Source organism: Achromobacter spanius (assembly GCF_002966795.1).
Lineage (GTDB): Bacteria > Pseudomonadota > Gammaproteobacteria > Burkholderiales > Burkholderiaceae_B > Achromobacter > Achromobacter spanius_D.
On sequence record NZ_CP023270.1, the window covers coordinates 5,839,298 to 5,854,835 of the forward strand.

At 67.0% G+C, this 15,538-nt stretch carries 15 protein-coding genes; 12 read left to right on the forward strand and 3 right to left on the reverse strand.

Annotated elements, in window-relative coordinates; all coding sequences use genetic code 11:
* Positions 1–3: 3 nt before the first annotated feature.
* Together CLM73_RS26460 and CLM73_RS26465 are read left to right on the forward strand one after the other, a co-directional pair.
* The gene (locus tag CLM73_RS26460) at positions 4–1,710 is read left to right on the forward strand and encodes an FAD-dependent oxidoreductase (protein WP_105240966.1); all 1,707 of its coding nucleotides are present in this window, start codon (positions 4–6) and stop codon (positions 1,708–1,710) included.
* A 24-nt stretch (positions 1,711–1,734) separates the two neighbouring features.
* Positions 1,735–2,334 (forward strand): glutathione S-transferase, encoded by a 600-nt coding sequence (locus CLM73_RS26465; RefSeq protein WP_105240967.1) that lies wholly within the window; start codon positions 1,735–1,737, stop codon positions 2,332–2,334.
* 2 nt (positions 2,335–2,336) lie between these two features.
* Here CLM73_RS26465 and CLM73_RS26470 read toward each other — a convergent pair whose 3' ends face one another.
* Complete coding sequence (locus tag CLM73_RS26470; protein WP_418904925.1) at positions 2,337–3,305, reverse strand: AraC family transcriptional regulator; 969 nt, start codon at positions 3,303–3,305, stop codon at positions 2,337–2,339.
* Positions 3,306–3,396: 91 nt separating this feature from the next.
* On the opposite strand from CLM73_RS26470, the gene CLM73_RS26475 reads away from it, so the two are divergent.
* Both CLM73_RS26475 and CLM73_RS26480 read left to right on the forward strand, forming a co-directional pair.
* A complete protein-coding gene (locus tag CLM73_RS26475; protein ID WP_105240969.1) occupies positions 3,397–4,230 on the forward strand; it encodes an oxidoreductase in 834 nt (277 codons plus the stop codon).
* A gap of 87 nt (positions 4,231–4,317) precedes the next feature.
* Complete coding sequence (locus CLM73_RS26480) at positions 4,318–4,911, forward strand: hypothetical protein (RefSeq protein WP_105240970.1); 594 nt, start codon at positions 4,318–4,320, stop codon at positions 4,909–4,911.
* A gap of 108 nt (positions 4,912–5,019) precedes the next feature.
* Here CLM73_RS26480 and CLM73_RS26485 read toward each other — a convergent pair whose 3' ends face one another.
* On the reverse strand, positions 5,020–6,354 hold the full coding sequence (locus CLM73_RS26485; RefSeq protein WP_105240971.1) for a DUF3100 domain-containing protein: 1,335 nt from the start codon (positions 6,352–6,354) through the stop codon (positions 5,020–5,022).
* 387 nt (positions 6,355–6,741) lie between these two features.
* Here CLM73_RS26485 and CLM73_RS26490 point away from each other — a divergent pair, with 387 nt between their 5' ends.
* The 4 genes from CLM73_RS26490 (at position 6,742) to CLM73_RS26505 (ending at position 10,464) form a co-directional block, all read left to right on the forward strand.
* Positions 6,742–7,677, forward strand: coding sequence for a LysR family transcriptional regulator (locus CLM73_RS26490; RefSeq protein ID WP_105240972.1), 936 nt, complete (start codon positions 6,742–6,744; stop codon positions 7,675–7,677).
* A 73-nt stretch (positions 7,678–7,750) separates the two neighbouring features.
* On the forward strand, positions 7,751–7,942 hold the full coding sequence (locus CLM73_RS26495) for a DUF2970 domain-containing protein (RefSeq protein ID WP_105240973.1): 192 nt from the start codon (positions 7,751–7,753) through the stop codon (positions 7,940–7,942).
* A gap of 241 nt (positions 7,943–8,183) precedes the next feature.
* Entirely contained in the window at positions 8,184–9,926 is a 1,743-nt protein-coding gene (locus CLM73_RS26500) for a nitrite/sulfite reductase (RefSeq protein ID WP_105240974.1), read from the forward strand.
* Positions 9,919–10,464 carry a DUF934 domain-containing protein gene (locus CLM73_RS26505; RefSeq protein WP_105240975.1) on the forward strand — a complete coding sequence of 182 codons (546 nt, stop codon included), beginning with the start codon at positions 9,919–9,921 and terminating at the stop codon, positions 10,462–10,464. The genes CLM73_RS26500 and CLM73_RS26505 overlap by 8 nt, the downstream gene beginning before the upstream one ends.
* A gap of 45 nt (positions 10,465–10,509) precedes the next feature.
* On the opposite strand, the gene CLM73_RS26510 is transcribed toward CLM73_RS26505, so the two are convergent.
* On the reverse strand, positions 10,510–11,304 hold the full coding sequence (locus tag CLM73_RS26510) for an IclR family transcriptional regulator (RefSeq protein ID WP_105240976.1): 795 nt from the start codon (positions 11,302–11,304) through the stop codon (positions 10,510–10,512).
* A gap of 102 nt (positions 11,305–11,406) precedes the next feature.
* Between CLM73_RS26510 and CLM73_RS26515 the strand changes: the two genes are divergently transcribed.
* The 4 genes from CLM73_RS26515 to CLM73_RS26530 are packed head-to-tail and all read left to right on the forward strand — an operon-like array spanning position 11,407 to position 15,528.
* A complete protein-coding gene (locus CLM73_RS26515; protein WP_105240977.1) occupies positions 11,407–12,396 on the forward strand; it encodes a Bug family tripartite tricarboxylate transporter substrate binding protein in 990 nt (329 codons plus the stop codon).
* 17 nt (positions 12,397–12,413) lie between these two features.
* The gene (locus tag CLM73_RS26520) at positions 12,414–13,919 is read left to right on the forward strand and encodes a class I adenylate-forming enzyme family protein (protein ID WP_105240978.1); all 1,506 of its coding nucleotides are present in this window, start codon (positions 12,414–12,416) and stop codon (positions 13,917–13,919) included.
* Positions 13,916–14,704 carry a citryl-CoA lyase gene (locus CLM73_RS26525; protein ID WP_105240979.1) on the forward strand — a complete coding sequence of 263 codons (789 nt, stop codon included), beginning with the start codon at positions 13,916–13,918 and terminating at the stop codon, positions 14,702–14,704. The genes CLM73_RS26520 and CLM73_RS26525 overlap by 4 nt, the downstream gene beginning before the upstream one ends.
* Positions 14,701–15,528: an SDR family NAD(P)-dependent oxidoreductase gene (locus tag CLM73_RS26530; RefSeq protein WP_105240980.1), complete on the forward strand. Its 828-nt coding sequence runs from the start codon at positions 14,701–14,703 to the stop codon at positions 15,526–15,528. Before CLM73_RS26525 ends, CLM73_RS26530 begins: the two co-directional genes overlap by 4 nt.
* Positions 15,529–15,538 lie beyond the last annotated feature (10 nt).

The window sequence follows — 15,538 nt, forward strand, 5'->3', positions numbered from 1 at the left end:
AGCATGAACCACATCACCTGGGACAAGGAAGTGGACGCACTCGTCGTGGGCTCCGGCGCGGGCGGCATGGCGGCGGCACTGACCGCGCACGAGGAAGGGCTGGAGGTATTGCTGATCGAGAAGACCGACCGCATCGGCGGGTCGACGGCGATATCCGGCGGCGCCGTGTGGATACCGCTGAACGCGCAGACGGACGCGGCGGGCCATCCGGACCGCATGGACGACGTGTGGACCTACCTCGATCAAACGGTGGGCACGGCGGCGCCCGAGCACATGAAGCGCGCCTACCTGGACGCGGGCCCGCGCATGATGGATTACCTCGTGTCCCGCGGCCTGCTGCAGCTTGCCGCGCGGACCGCTTCGCCCGACTACTACCCTGACCGCCCCGGCGCCGCAATGGGCGGGCGCTCGCTCGACCCGGTCGAATTCGATGGACGCAAGCTGGGCAGCCGCTTCAACCAGCTGCGCGATCCGCTGAAGGAATTCACCGTGCTCGGCGGCATGATGGTCAACATCACCGACGTGCGGCACCTGCTGCGCGCCACGCGTTCGTTCGCAGCCTGGCGGCACAGCATGGGGCTGGTGTTGCGCTACGCCTCGGACCGCGCCCGCGGTTACCACCGCGGCACCCGGTTGCTGCTCGGCAACGCGCTGGCGGCTCAGTTGTTCCATGGGCTGCTGTCGCGCCACGTCGAATACTGGCTGCAAGCGCCGGCGTTGTCGCTGCACCGTGACGCCGACGGACGCGTGCTGGGCGCGACAGTGTCACGGGACGGCACGACGCTGAACGTCCGCGTGCGCCGCGGCGTCGTAATGGCGACGGGCGGCTTTCCGTGGGATGCGGAAAGGCGCGCGCAAACGTACCCGCAGCCAACCGGCAGCTGGTCGATGTCCCCGCGCGGCAACACGGGCGACGGCATCCGGCTGTCGGAGCAGGCCGGCGCGGCTTTCGGAAGCGGCTACGCCAGTCCGGCATTCTGGGCGCCCGTCTCGGTCCTGGACGCCGGCAACGGGACGCCGCTCAATTACCCGCATCTGGTCTGGGACCGCGCCAAACCCGGGCTGATCGCCGTCAACGGCGCGGGCAAACGTTTCGTCAACGAATCGACCTCGTATCACGAGTTCGTGCAGGCCATGTATCGCAGCAACGAAACGGCTCCCAGCATCCCGGCATTCCTGGTCTGCGACCAGCGGTTCATCGACACGTGGGGCCTGGGCCTTGCCCTGCCGGGCGGGCGGCCCCGCCAGCACCTGATCGACCAGGGCTACCTGCTGCAGGCGTCCACGCTGGCTGAACTGGCCGAGCGGCTCGGCATGCCCGCCGCCACCCTGCAGGCCACTGTCGAACGCTACAACCGGCACGCCGCGCAAGGACACGATCCGGACTTCGGGAAAGGCGGGACCGCCTACAACCGCTACCTTGGCGATCCGGAACACCAGCCGAATCCCTGCCTCGCGCCACTTGGCAAAGGGCCGTATTACGCGGTCAAGGTGTACCCCGGCGACATCGGCACCGCCTGCGGCATCGCAGCCAACGAGCATGCCCAGGCACTGGACGCGGCCGGCGCGCCGATCCCCGCGCTTTACGTTGCGGGCAATGACATGCAGTCCGTGATGGGCGGCGCGTATCCCGCGCCCGGCATCACGCTCGGCCCCGCTTTGACCTTCGGCTGGGTGGCTGGACAGCACCTGGCCCATGCGCAACACTGACGCCTCTCACCGACAGGGAACCCCATGAAAATCTTCTTCTCGCCTGCTTCGCCTTTTGTACGCAAGTGCATGGTCATCGCCCATGAACTCGGCTTGGTCGACCGCATTGAAAAGCTGCCTAGCGCCGCCGGTCCCGTCGCCCGCGACCAGACCATCATCCCGAGCAACCCGCTGGGCCAGGTGCCCACGTTCATCACCGATGAAAACCAGGCGCTGTTCGACAGCCGCGTCGTCTGCGAGTATCTGAACGACCTGGGCGGCGGCACGTTCTTTCCGGCCGGCAAGGCCCGCTGGCCGGTGCTGGCCGAGCAGGCGATGGCCGACGGCATGCTGGGTGCGGCGCTGCTGGCGCGCTACGAGACCGTGCTGCGCCCCGAGGCGTTGCGCTGGGATGGCTGGGTTGAAGGCCAGCTTGGCAAGGTGCGCGACGGCCTCGCGCTCATCGAAAAGAACGCCGCAGGCCTCGAAGGCCGGTTGGACATCGGCACCATCACCATCGGCTGCGCGCTGGGCTACCTGGACTTCCGCTTCCCGGATCTGGACTGGCGCGCGTCGCACCCCGCCACGGCCAAGTGGTTCGAAGGCTTCAGCCAGCGTCCGTCGATGCAGGCCACCAAGCCTTGAATTCAGTGTGACGACACGTAGGTGGCGTCCGCGAACGCCGGTAGGGCAAAGCCTTCGCGCATGCGTCGCGCCTCTGCCGCCGGCGTCAGGCCAAACAGGCGCTTGAACTCGCGGCTGAACTGGGACGGGCTCGTGTAGCCCACCGCCTGGCTCGCCGTCTCGGCCGTCAGGTCCTGCCGCACCATCAAGAGACGCGCCTGGTGCAGGCGCGTCGATTTCACGTACTGCATGGGAGAGACCTGCGTCACCGCCTTGAAATGGCTGTGAAAGCTCGGGATGCTCATGCCTGCCTCATCCGCCAGCCGCGTCACGTCCAGCGGCCGGGCGTATTCCGCGTGAATGAGGCGCAGGGATCTGCCGATCCGGCCAAACTGCCCGCGCAGGGACAACGCTTCGCGCATCGAGCCGCCCTGCGGTCCGGTCAGCACGCGGAAATAGAGTTCGCGCAACAGGCCCGGTCCCAGCACGGCGGCTTCCAGCGGCCGGGACATGGCCTCGATGAATCGCAGCACCGACGTACGCATCGCGTCATCCATCGGCGTCGACAACATGCTTTGCGGCGCTTGGGCTACTGCCGGGATGCCGGCAGCGTCGATCTGCGACGCCAGTTCCGCGGCCAGCGCGAAGTCCAGATGCAGGTACAGCGCCAGCAGCGGACGCTCGGGCGTTGCGTCGGTCTCCATGCTGAAGGGCACCGGGACGGACACGGCCAGGTAATGCTGCTCGTCGTACAGATACAGCCGATCGCCGAAGTAACCGCGCTTGCGGCCCTGGCAGACGATCACGATGCCCGGGTCATACAGCACCGGCGTGCGCGCCAGCGCCCGGTTGGCGCGCAGCACGCGCACGCTGGGCAACGCGGTCAGGTTGTAGCCCTCGTCAGGCGCCAGACCGCGCAGCAGCGCGGCCATGCGGTTTTCAGCACATGCAGAGCCCACCGCGTCGTCAGGGGCCGAGGATATCGCGTTCATAGTTTTGTGCAAGATAAGCAGCGGAATACGGCTTATCCACAGGTTTTCGCAAGACTACCATGCATTCTCCAGTGACTTCGGAGTCTGCTCCATGACCTCCCCCAAAACCCTGCTCATCACGGGCGTCAGCAGCGGCTTCGGCCGCGCCCTGGCCGAGGAAGCCCTTGCCGCAGGCCACCGCGTCGTCGGCACGGTGCGCGCCGAACCGGCCCGCCTCGCGTTTGAGAGCCTGTCGCCCGGCGCTGCAATCGGTCGCGCATTGGACGTCACCGACTTCGACGCCATCGACAGCGTCGTGGCCGATATCGAGGCCAGCGTCGGCGCCATCGACGTGCTGGTCAACAACGCGGGCTACGGCCATGAAGGCGTGATGGAAGAGTCGCCCCTGTCGGAAATGCGCCGCCAGTTCGACGTGAACGTGTTTGGCGCGGTCGCGATGATGAAGGCGGTCCTGCCCTTCATGCGCCAGCGCCGGCGCGGCCACATCCTGAACATCACGTCGATGGGAGGCCACATCACCATGCCGGGCATCGCGTACTACTGCGGCAGCAAGTTTGCGCTGGAGGGGATTTCCGAAGCCCTGGGCAAGGAAGTGCAGCCGCTGGGCATCGCCGTGACGGCGGTGGCGCCGGGATCGTTTCGCACCGACTGGGCCGGCCGATCCATGACGCGCACCCCTCGCGCCATTGCGGACTACGACGCCATCTTCGACCCCATCCGCAAGGCCCGCGAAGAGAAAAGCGGCCATCAATTGGGGGATCCGCGCAAGGCGGCGCGCGCCATGCTTGCGGCCATTAATGCCGATCATCCCCCCGCGCACCTGCTGCTGGGGAGCGACGCGCTGGGGTTGGTGCGGGGCAAGCTGGCCGCCTTGCAGGAAGAATTGACGGCGTGGGAGACGGTTACGAAATCCACAGATGGATAAAGCCTTTCGCAGGGGCCTTTGCTACAGTGAACTTGCATCTCCCCGGACAGACCAACCCAAAGGTCAACCAAGACAAGGAGCCCCCGCATGGCCATTTCTGCGATCTCCGCCATCCCGCACATCGCCGCGCCTTATCCGGCGCGCGTATCGATGCTGGATGAAAACCGCCCCGCCTGGGAAGCCGAACGCGCCGCGCAGAACTTCGCCGCCAGACAGGCGCAGCGCACCGCGCAGGCCCAGGCCGCTCGCGACGCCCAGCGCGTGGAACGCGCCCAGGCCGACAAATTGGCAAGGGCGGAACAAGACACTCCGCCCATCAGAAACAAGGTTGACTCCGCCCTCGCGCCCCTCGCCTTCACTGCCCCCGCCATCAACATCGACGAATTGCGCGATGTGTACGCGGACGCCCGGATGCGGCGCGCGGTCGAAGACTTTGCCGCGCGGCCCGACCCGGTGGCGCAACGTGCCGACACCGCGAACGACTGGGGCACCATCGAAGGCCTGGCGCCGCTGCAACCCTACCGCGTCGCCATGGGTAATCCGCAGGTGGAACTGCAGGCCGCGGCTGTCATGAAGGCCGCGGGCGTCGGCATCCCGCCGGTAGCGAATATCGGTCCCACTGAGAACGTGACCGACAACGCGCGCTACCGGCCCGGCGCCGCACCGCGCACTGATCCCTAGGTGTCAGACACCCGTTCACTGATCCCCAGGTGTCTGACACCGTCCCAAGCAAACCCACAAAAAAAGCCGCCTGTGCAACAGGCGGCTTTTTCATGACGCGAACGCCGATCAGTGGAAGAATTCCGCGATCATCGTGGCGCCCATGAACGTACCGGCATTGGCGGCCAGCGACACCACCACGATCTTCCAGCCCAGCTTGCGGAACGCAGGCAGGTCCTTCAGGATCGACAAGCCGGCCATGGCCAGGATCACCGTCGTGAACGGCAGGAAATTGACCTTGCCGACCATCGCGATGATCTGGTCCGAATACGGCAGGACGCCCGGGCAGCCCGCGGTCATGGCGATCACCGACAGCACGAACACGGCCGGCAGCTTGGGCACGACGCGCAGAACCAGGTCCGTGATGACGACCAGCAGCACGATGATGCCCATGCCGGGCAGCGCGTCCGCGAACGGCACGTTGTAGCCCAGACGGTTGCCCACCAGCGCGAACAGGCCACAGATGACGTAGGCGGTCAGGCGGTCGCCAAAGCCCATCTTCGTGCCGTGCGCGGGCACGTCTTCCGACACGCTGTCGTCGACCACGGCCTCGTTCTTGCCGCGCGAGAAGCGGCCCAGCACGGGTTCCAGCTTGCCGTACAGGAAGATCGTCGTGGGCAGCGAGATGAACAGCGTGAAGTACACGCCGACCACGGTGGTCAGCAGGTTGGCCGCGGCGGCCAGCGCAGCGACCTGATGCGCCATTTCCGGCGTCTGCTGCGAGGCGATCGCGCCCACGCCGGCGGCCATCATGCTGCCCGAGCCCACGCCGGCGCCCATGGCGAGCGAGCGCGGATCGAAGATGTTCAGGCTGGTGATGAAGCCCGCCATCAACGCCACGAACAGCGCGCCGATGACCGTGCCGGTGATGTATTCGGCCATGACGCCGCGGCCTTCGGGCGAGTTCATGCCGTAGCGCTCGCCGATGATCGCCAGGCTGGGCTCACGGCCCACCGAGAACGTCGCGCCAATGGCTTCACGCTTGATGCCGAGCAGCAGCGCCAGCGGCAGGCCGATGGCCATGGTGCCGAAGAAGTGGCCGAACTCCTGGAACACCAGCGCCCATCCGGCCTCGCGCACCTGCGGCAAGGCGCCGCCCACCATCAGACCCAGCTTGGCCAGGAATGGCAGCAGCGCGTATTGCAGGTAGCCGCTGATGCGGGTCTGCATCGCCTTGTCGATGCCGGCGCCCGCCGGCAGCCGCTGGCCAAACGCCGCAACCACCGCACCGATGAAAATGGCCCACAACATGGGCTGCAGGACGATCTTGCCCGGACCGACCGAAAACGTGACGCTGCCGATCGCTTCGGAAATGACCACCACCAGCAGAATGGCGGCGAGCATGCGCACGCGCCCCGACAGCGGCATGGAAGGCGAGGCCAGGCTTGCGCTGGCATGAGACATTGGTTTTCCCCTGATGACGTGAATAGTGATCGTGGCGGTAGGCTGGACGAACCCGGAAGCCGACGCCCGGACCATGGGGCCAACAGCGCACCCGCGGGGAGAGGGAATTCGGAGGGGTTCAAGCGACGGCGCTGTTGTAGCGGCTCGGTCGATTCAAACGGCCAATACGGCGCGAACGGCGCGCGCAGCGGGCGGCCGATTCGGACTGCGCAATTTTCGCCCACCCCTCTGGTGGGCAACCATGACACCGGCCGCCGATAAACGTTGCGTAAAATGCAACGGATAGCCCCTTCCTGGGAAAATTTTGCACGGAATTAATCGAAATAAGGGTAAACCCTTAATTCTTCCCGTGGAAAATCAGCCGCATTCCGCCTGGAGCCTGCCGCCATGGACGAACAACTCGACGCGCGCCGCACCCATTACTTCATGCAGGTCATGAGCCGGGGCTCGGTGCGCGGCGCGGCCGAGGCGCTGGAAATGGACCCGTCCGCCGTCAGCCGCGCGATCGCCGCGCTGGAGCGCGACTGCGGCATGGCGCTGTTCGAACGCCGGGGACGCGGCCTCGTGCCCACCGACGCCGGACACATCCTGGCCCGCTATGTAAAGCGGCAGCAGGACATCCAGGAAAGCTTCTTTTCCGAGATCGACAGCCTGCGCAAAGCCGAACGCGGCCACATCGATCTGGTGCTGGGCGAAGGCTTTGTGGAGCTGATGTTCGACCGCGTGCTGCCGGGCTACTGGCGCAGCCATCCCGAAGTCACGCTGGATATCGACGTGGCCCGCACGTCAGAGATCGTCCAGCGCATCGTCGACGACCGCGCCTACATCGGGCTGGTGTTCCAGCCGCCCAACGATGCGCGGCTGCGCACACATTACTCGCGACCTGAACCCATACGCGCCATCGTGCGCCAGGACCATCCGCTGACGCACCTGCGCCGGCCCCTCTTGCTGACCGATCTGGCCGACTACCCCGGCGCGTCCATGCAGGAAGGGTTTGGCGTGCGCCAGCACATCCAGGCCGCCGAGATCAGCGAGCAGGTCCGGCTGCACAACGTGCTGACCACTTCGTCGTTCAAGGCGCTGTGGCAGTTCGCGGCCGCCGGCATCGGCTACGCGCTCACCCCGCCCATCGCCGTCACCGCCGACATGCAAGCGCAGCGGCTGGCAAGCCTGCCGCTGGCCAATCCCATCCTGAACCAGGGCAGCCTGCACGTCCTGAGCCGCGCCGGCCGCCACATCTCGCCCGCCGCGCGCGAACTGCTGGAACATATCGTGCGCGGCATCGGCGCACACGTCGCCGCGCCAACTGATACGGTCGGCTGACGCGGATCTGCATCTGTCCGCGCCAAGCCCCCGCGTCTACAGTGGACCGTCAAGAATCCGCCCGGAGGCGCATATGCTCGGTTTCCTGCGCACGGTCCGCTCCGTGCTGTGGGCCTTCTTCGGCGTACGCCGCGGCCGCGGCTACGACGCCGACATCGCCAACAACAAGCCCGGCCCTCTCATCGCCACCGGCCTGCTGCTCGCGGCCTGCCTGGTGATCATTCTGGTGTGCGTGGCCCGGTGGGCGGTGAATGCGGCGTTGTAGCTGCGTCGAAAGCTTGTTCGAGGACAACGCGAATATCCTTATAAATTCGTAAGCTCACCACTGCACCGAATTAGCAATCAGAACCCATAAGGCCCCTCCGGGGCCTTATTTCTTTATTACCAGAATGACTTAGACGGTCTTTGCGGGTGGCTGTTACGGTTATGAATCCCGTTTTTGCCGGCGCCGTGCGCCCGCCCCATCCCCGGGGTTCAGACCGAAAAGACTTCCAAGGGCAGTAGACATGTACGTGTATGACCCCGTCGATCAACAGCTTGTCGAGCAGCGTGTCGCGCAGTTTGCCGATCAGACGCGCCGCTTCCTCGACGGCCAGCTTACCGAGGACGATTTCCGCGTCCTGCGCCTGCAGAACGGCCTGTACATCCAGCGCCACGCACCCATGCTGCGCGTCGCCATTCCGTATGGCCTGCTGGCGTCGCGCCAGTTGCGCACCCTGGCGCACATCGCGCGCAAGTGGGACCGCGGCTACGGACACTTCAGCACGCGCCAGAACATCCAGTTCAACTGGCCCAAGCTGGAAGACGTGCCGGACATCCTGGCGGAGCTTGCCACGGTCCAGATGCACGCCATCCAGACCAGCGGCAACTGCATCCGCAACACCACCACCGACCACTTTGCCGGCGTCGCGCCGGACGAACTGGTCGATCCGCTGATCTGGTGCGAAATCATCCGCCAGTGGTCCACGCTGCATCCCGAATTCGCCTTCCTGCCGCGCAAGTTCAAGATCGCGGTCAGCGGCGCGGTGGAAGACCGCGCGGCCGTGGGCGTGCACGACATCGGTCTGCAGGCCGTCGAGCGCGACGGCAAGCTGGGCTTTCGCGTGTGGATCGGCGGCGGCCTGGGCCGCACGCCCATCGTCGGCAAGCTCATCAATCCGTTCGTCGAATGGCAGCACCTGCTGACCTATCTGCAGGCTGCATTGCGGGTCTACAACCTGCATGGCCGCCGCGACAACAAGTACAAGGCGCGCATCAAGATCCTGGTCAAGGACCTGACGCCCGAGGTCTACGCGCAGCAGGTCGATGAAGAGTGGCAGCGCATCAAGGGCGGCCCCGACACCATCACCCAGGAATTCGTGGACCGCATCAAGGCGCGCTTCGTCTGGCCGCAGCACGACGCGGCCGCCGCGTCCGACATCGACAACACCGACGCGCTGGCCGCCGGCGACAAGCGCTTCGCGCGCTGGCTGCGCACCAACGTGCATGCGCACAAGGTTGCCGGCTACGCGGCCGTGACCGTGTCGCTGAAACCCACCGGCGTGCCGCCGGGCGACATTACCGCCGACCAGATGGATGCGGTGGCCGACCTGGCCGACGATTTCGGCTACGGTGAACTGCGCGTGTCGCACGAACAGAACCTGATCCTGGCCGACGTGCGCCGCGCACGGCTGCACGAGCTGTGGCAAAAGCTTGAGGCCCTGAACCTCGCCACGCCCAACGTCGGTTTGCTCACCAACATCATCGCCTGTCCGGGCGGAGACTTCTGCGCGCTGGCCAACGCCGTCTCCATTCCCGTGGCCGAAGCCATCCAGCGCCAGTTCGACAACCTGGACTACCTGTTCGAAATCGGCGAGCTGGACCTGAACATCTCGGGCTGCATCAACTCCTGCGGCCATCACCACGTCGGCCACATCGGCATTCTTGGCGTCGATAAGGCGGGCGAGGAGTGGTATCAAGTCACGGTGGGCGGCCGCCAGAACGGCGCCGCCAAGCCGCTGCCCGACCTCGAATCCACGCATGGCGGCGGCGCGGCCATCGGCCGCATCATCGGCCCGTCGTTCGCGCGCCATCAGGTGCCGGGCGTGGTGGACCGACTGATCCGCACGTATCTGGGCCTGCGCGACAGCGACGCCGAACGCTTCATCGACGTGGTCGACCGCGTCGGCATCGATCCCTTCAAGCAGGACGTGTACGCGGACCCTGCCTTCGCCAAACCCACGCAAGTCGCGGAGCCCGCCCATGTCTGAGATCTACGCCCACGACGCCCCCGGGCCCCATCTCATCCGCAACGGCAAACTGGAGGCCGATACGTCGCGCCCCTTCGTGCCCGAACCCGAAGTGCCCGCCGAAGGCCAGGTGCCGTCGGACGAACCCGGCTGGATCGTGCCGTTGTCCGTCTGGAAGACTTCTCGCGCCACGCTGCGCCGCCACAAGCACCCCGTGGCCGTGCTGCTGAACCCCGATGCCGACCTGACGGATCTGGCGGATGCCGACGGCGTGCTGCATCCCGAAAGCATCGCGTTCATTGCCGTGGACTTTCCGGTGTACACCGATGGCCGCGGCTATTCGCTGGCCCAGCTGCTGCGCACGCGCTACGAATGGCAAGGCGAGCTGCGCGCGGTTGGCGACGTGATGATCGACACCATCCACTACCAGGCGCGCGTGGGGTTTGACAGCTTCCTCGTCAAGCCGGGACACGATCCCCACAAGGCGCTGGACGCCTTCAAGACGTTCACGGTGCACTACCAGAAGACGTACCGCGTGCCGACGCCGGCCGCGGCCTGATCAGAGCAGCCCCCGCCCGCCGCCGAAGCAACATCGCGGCGGGCCTCAGTCCCCCTCGCCTGCCGCCGCCCCGTGCGGCATGCCGAACCCACTCTGCGCCACCTGCGCGCGGATCAGTTCGGCAATGCTGCGCTGGCGCGGCGCCTGCATCCGGCTGATCAGGCTGGACACGCTGACCGCCAGCCGCGGATATCCGCCGGCATCGCACAGCGCCACCCCCACCCCCAGCACGCCCGGCACCGCCGCGTTGCCCACCACGGCCCAGCCGCGCCCGCGCGTGTTCTCCACCAACCGCCGCATCTGCGCCACGGTCATGCCGCCGTAGGCGCGCAGCGCCTGCTCGTTCTGCGCCACCACCTCGTCGGCTTCGGCGGCGGGCAAGGCGCCCAGCAGCGCCAGCCCGGCCGCGCCCACGCCCAGCGGCTGACGATGCCCGACCGTCACGGCCAGCACCTGCACCGGGTAATTGCCGACCTCGCGATGCAGGCACAGTGAATCGTTTGCCGCCCGGCAGATGAGAAACGCCGAATCGCCGCTGACGTCGCTGATCTGGCGCAGCAACGGCCGCAGGCTGCGCACGGCCTGCGCATGCGGATCGCCAGCCATCATCACGCCCAGTTCGGCGACACGCCAGCGCGGTGCGCCGGATTCGCGCAGCGCGTAGCCCTCTTCGACCAGCACATCCAGGTAGCGATACACCGTGGACCGCTGCATGCCGGCGGCCCGCGCAATGTCCACCACGTGCATGCCGGCCGCGCCGGCCTGGCGCAGCACGCCCAGCACCTTCAGCCCGCGCCGCAGGATGCGCGGACCGGAACCCTCGGAATCCGGTTTGTTCAATTTCTGGACACCTTGCGTTGATAGGGCCTCCATCAAAGCCGAATATGAAGGCGGACAGACGAAGATCTGTCCAATTATTAGACAAACAGGACGGAGACAACAATGAAGACATTCGGCAAGCGCTGGACCGCTGCGGCGGTGGCCTTGAGCGGGGCGCTCGTAGCCGCCGCTCCCGCCTGGGCGGCCAAGCCCTACCCCGATCGCCCCATCACGCTGGTCGTCGGCTATGCCGCCGGCGGCGCGACCGACATCGTGGCGCGCCTGATGGCGAAATCGCTGGCGGAAGAACTGGGGCAGACGGTCGTGGTCGAGAACAAGACCGGGGCCAACAGCAACATCGGCGCCGAAATCGTCTCGCGCGCGGCACCCGACGGCTACACGCTATACGTCGGGTCGATCGCCAACACCATCAACCGTACGCTGTACAGCCAGCTCAACTACGACTTCGTCAAAGGCTTCGAGCCGGTCGGCATGCTGGCGACCATCCCGAACATCCTGGTGGTCAATCCCAAGCTTCCCATCAAGACGGTGCAGGAATACATCGCCTATGCCAAGCAACATCCCGGCAAGCTGACCTGCGCCTCATCGGGCAGCGGATCGTCCATTCACCTGTCGTGCGAGCTCTTCAAGATGAAGACCGGCACCGACATCCTGCATGTGCCGTATCGCGGCAGCGGCCCCGCAGTGGCGGACCTGCTGGGCGGGCAGGTGGACTCCATGTTCGACAACCTGCCGTCGTCCCTGCCCCACGTGCAGGCGGGCAAGCTGCGCGCCATCGGCGTGACCTCGCCCCAGCGCCTGCCCACCACGCCGGATGTGCCCACGCTGGCGGAATCCGGCCTGCCTGACTTCGACGTGGAATCGTGGTTCGGCCTGGTGGCGCCCGCCGGCACACCCCGCCCCGTCATCGACCGCCTGAATCAGGCGCTGAACAAGGCGCTGGCCAGCCCCGCGCTGCAAACCTCCTACAAGCAGGGCGGCTTCTTCGCGCCGCAACAGCCCAACACGCCGGAGACCTTTGCCAAGAAGATCGCCAGCGAGATCGACAAGTGGGGCGCGGTCGTGAAGAACGCCAACCTCAAGGCCAATTAGCCAACCAAGGAGCACAGGTGTACCCGATTGATTTCTTCTTCCGCGCGGCCGAGCAGTACCCGGACCGCGTGGCGCTCGACGGTCCCGATGGGCAGCTCACCTACGCGCGGCTGGCGGCCGACACTCGCGCACTGGCCGCCGCCCTGCAGGATCTGGACCCCGAGCCGCAGACGCGCGTGGGTATCTGCGCCGGCAACTCGGCGCGCCACATCCTGGCGCTGCTGGCGGTGCTGGCCAGCGGCAAGGTCTGGGTGCCGCTGAACTACCGCAGCACGGCGCGCGAGATCGGCCGCATCCTGGATGCGACCGAGCCGAGCATCGTGATCGTGGACGACGTGGGCGCGCCGCTCGTGCCGGCGGGTTCCGCGCGGCGCATCGTGCTGGACGACGCGGCCGCTGACCTGGCGCTGGACGCGCTGCTCGCGCGCTTTGCAGACCACCTCCCCACGCGCCATGCGCTACCGCGCGACGCCACGCAGGCCATCAAGTTCACGGGCGGCACCACCGGCCTGCCCAAGGGCGTGATGCAGCCGTATCACGCGTGGAACGCCGGCATCGTCAATCAGATCCTCAACTGGGGCCTCACCGCCGAAGACCGCTACGTGGTGTCCGCCCCCATCACGCACGGCACGGGCACCTATCTGTTGCCGGTGCTGGCGCAGGGCGGCGCGCACCTGCTGCTGGACAGTGTGTCGCCTGCCACCATCACCGAGGCGTTTCGCGAGCGCGGCGGCACGCTGAGCTTCATGCCGCCCACGCTGATCTACATGATCATGGCGCAGCCCGGCGTCTCGCGCGCGGACTTTCCGCGGCTGCGCACCCTGATCTACGGCGGCGCGCCCATGCCGGTCGAAAAGATCGAGCGTGCGCGCGCCTTCTTCGGCCCGGTGCTGGGCACGACCTACGGCCAGACCGAGGCGCCGCAGATCGTCACGGTATTGCGGCCCGCCGACCTGGAAGCGGCAGAAAACCGCGCGTCGGTCGGCCGCGTCACGCCGCTGTCCGACGTGGCGATCATGGCGCCCGACGGCACGTTGCTGCCGCGCGGCGAGATCGGCGAAGTCGTGGTCCAGGGCGATCTGGTGATGACCGGCTACTGGCGCCTGCCCGAGAAGACCGCCGAAACCATCGTCGACGGCTGGCTGCACACCGGCGACACGGGTCTTATCGACACGCGCGGCTATCTGTTTCTGAAGGACCGCCTGCGCGACGTCATCATCACCGGCGGATTCAACATCTATCCCGTGGACGTCGAGAACGCGCTGTCCGCGCACCTGGCCGTGTACGAATGCTCGGTGTTCGGCGTGCCCGACGACAAGTGGGGCGAAGCGGTTCACGCGGCCGTCCAGCTTCAACCCGGCGCGCAGGCCGATGGCGACGCACTCAAGGCGCACGTGCGCGCGCTGCTGGGTCCGGTGGCCACGCCCAAACACATCCATTTCCACGACAGCCTGCCGCGCTCGAGCGTGGGCAAGGTGCTGAAGAACGCGGTGCGCGACGCCGCATTGAAGGAGACGCCATGAACAAGCCCGAAACCCGCCTCTGCGCCCATCACCTGACCGGCATGTCGTATCGCGACGTCGATCTGGTCGAGGACCTGATCGGCAAGAAGTCCTTTACCGAAGTCATGATCATGCAGATCCTCGGCCGCGACGCGCGCCCCGTGGACATGCGCATCGTGGACGCGGTGCTGGTCACGCTGATGGAGCACGGCATGACGCCCAGCGCGATCGCCACGCGCCTGATCTACATGAGCGCGCCCGAGAATCTGCAGGGCGCCGTGGCGTCCGGCCTGATGGCGGTGGGCAGCCAGTTCGTGGGCACCATGGAAAACTGTTCGCGCCTGCTGGACCGCATCCGGCAGGCATCCGACGGCCCCGCGGAGGCGCTGGCGATTGCGCGCGAACACCGCGCATCGCGCAGCCCGTTGCCCGGCTTTGGCCATCACCTGCACAAGCCGGACGATCCGCGCGCGATCAAGCTGCTGGCGCTGGCCGAAGCCGAAAGCGATCTGAGCGGCGAGTCCGTTCAGGCGCTGCGCTGGCTCGCCAGCGCCATTGACGAGACCTATGGCAAGCACATCACGATCAACGCGACCGGCGCCGTGGCTGCGCTGCTCAGCGAGATCGGCGTGCCGACCGATCTGATGCGCGGCTTTGCCGTGATCTCGCGCGCGGCGGGCCTGGTGTCGCACGTGGCCGAAGAGCAGCAAAGTCCTTCCGGGCGGTACATCTGGGAAACCATCGACCACGCCATTCCGTACGTGGGCAAGGGCAAGACCCACCAGCAAGACGGCGGGCAATCGTGAGCGCGGAATCCGGCGTCCCCCATCCCCATGCGCGTTTCGCCGGCAAGGTGGCGCTGGTGGCAGGCGCGGGCACGTCGGCGCCCGGCTGGAGCATCGGCAAGGCCAGCTGCGTGACGCTGGCGCGCCAAGGTGCGGCCATCATCGCGCTGGACGCCAACCTGACCGCCGCCGAAGAGGCCGCGCATGAAGTCGAATCGGCCGGCGGCCGCGCGCTGGCGGTGCAGGCCGACGTGGCTGATGCGGACGCGATGCAGGCGGCGGTCGACGCGGCGTTGAGCCGCTTTGGCCGCATCGACATCCTGCAGGCCAACGCGGGCATCGGCAAGGTCGGCGGCCCCGAAGACATCTCGATCGCGGACTGGGACCGCATCCAGCAGGTGAACGTGACCAGCCTCTTGATCGCCACGCGGCTGCTGGCGCCCGTCATGCGCGCGCAGGGCGGCGGCGCCATCGTGGCCGTCTCTTCCATTGCGGGCATCCGGTACACCGGCTATCCGCATCTGGCCTACAGCGTCAGCAAGGCCGCGGTGATTCACTTTGCGCGCATGGCCGCACAGCAATATGCCGCGGACCGCATCCGCGTGAACACGGTCATTCCCGGACTGATCGATACGCCCCGCGTCGCCGGCAACGTCGCCAAGATGTTCGATGCGAACGACCTGGACGCCGCGCGCGCGGCGCGCGACCGGCAGGTGCCGATGGGACGCATGGGTACGCCGTGGGAAGTCGCCAATGCGGTGGCCTTCCTGGCGTCAGATGATGCGTCCTACATCACCGGCACCGAACTGCTCGTGGACGGCGGCCTGACGGGCAAGTACGCCTAGGCCTGCGGGG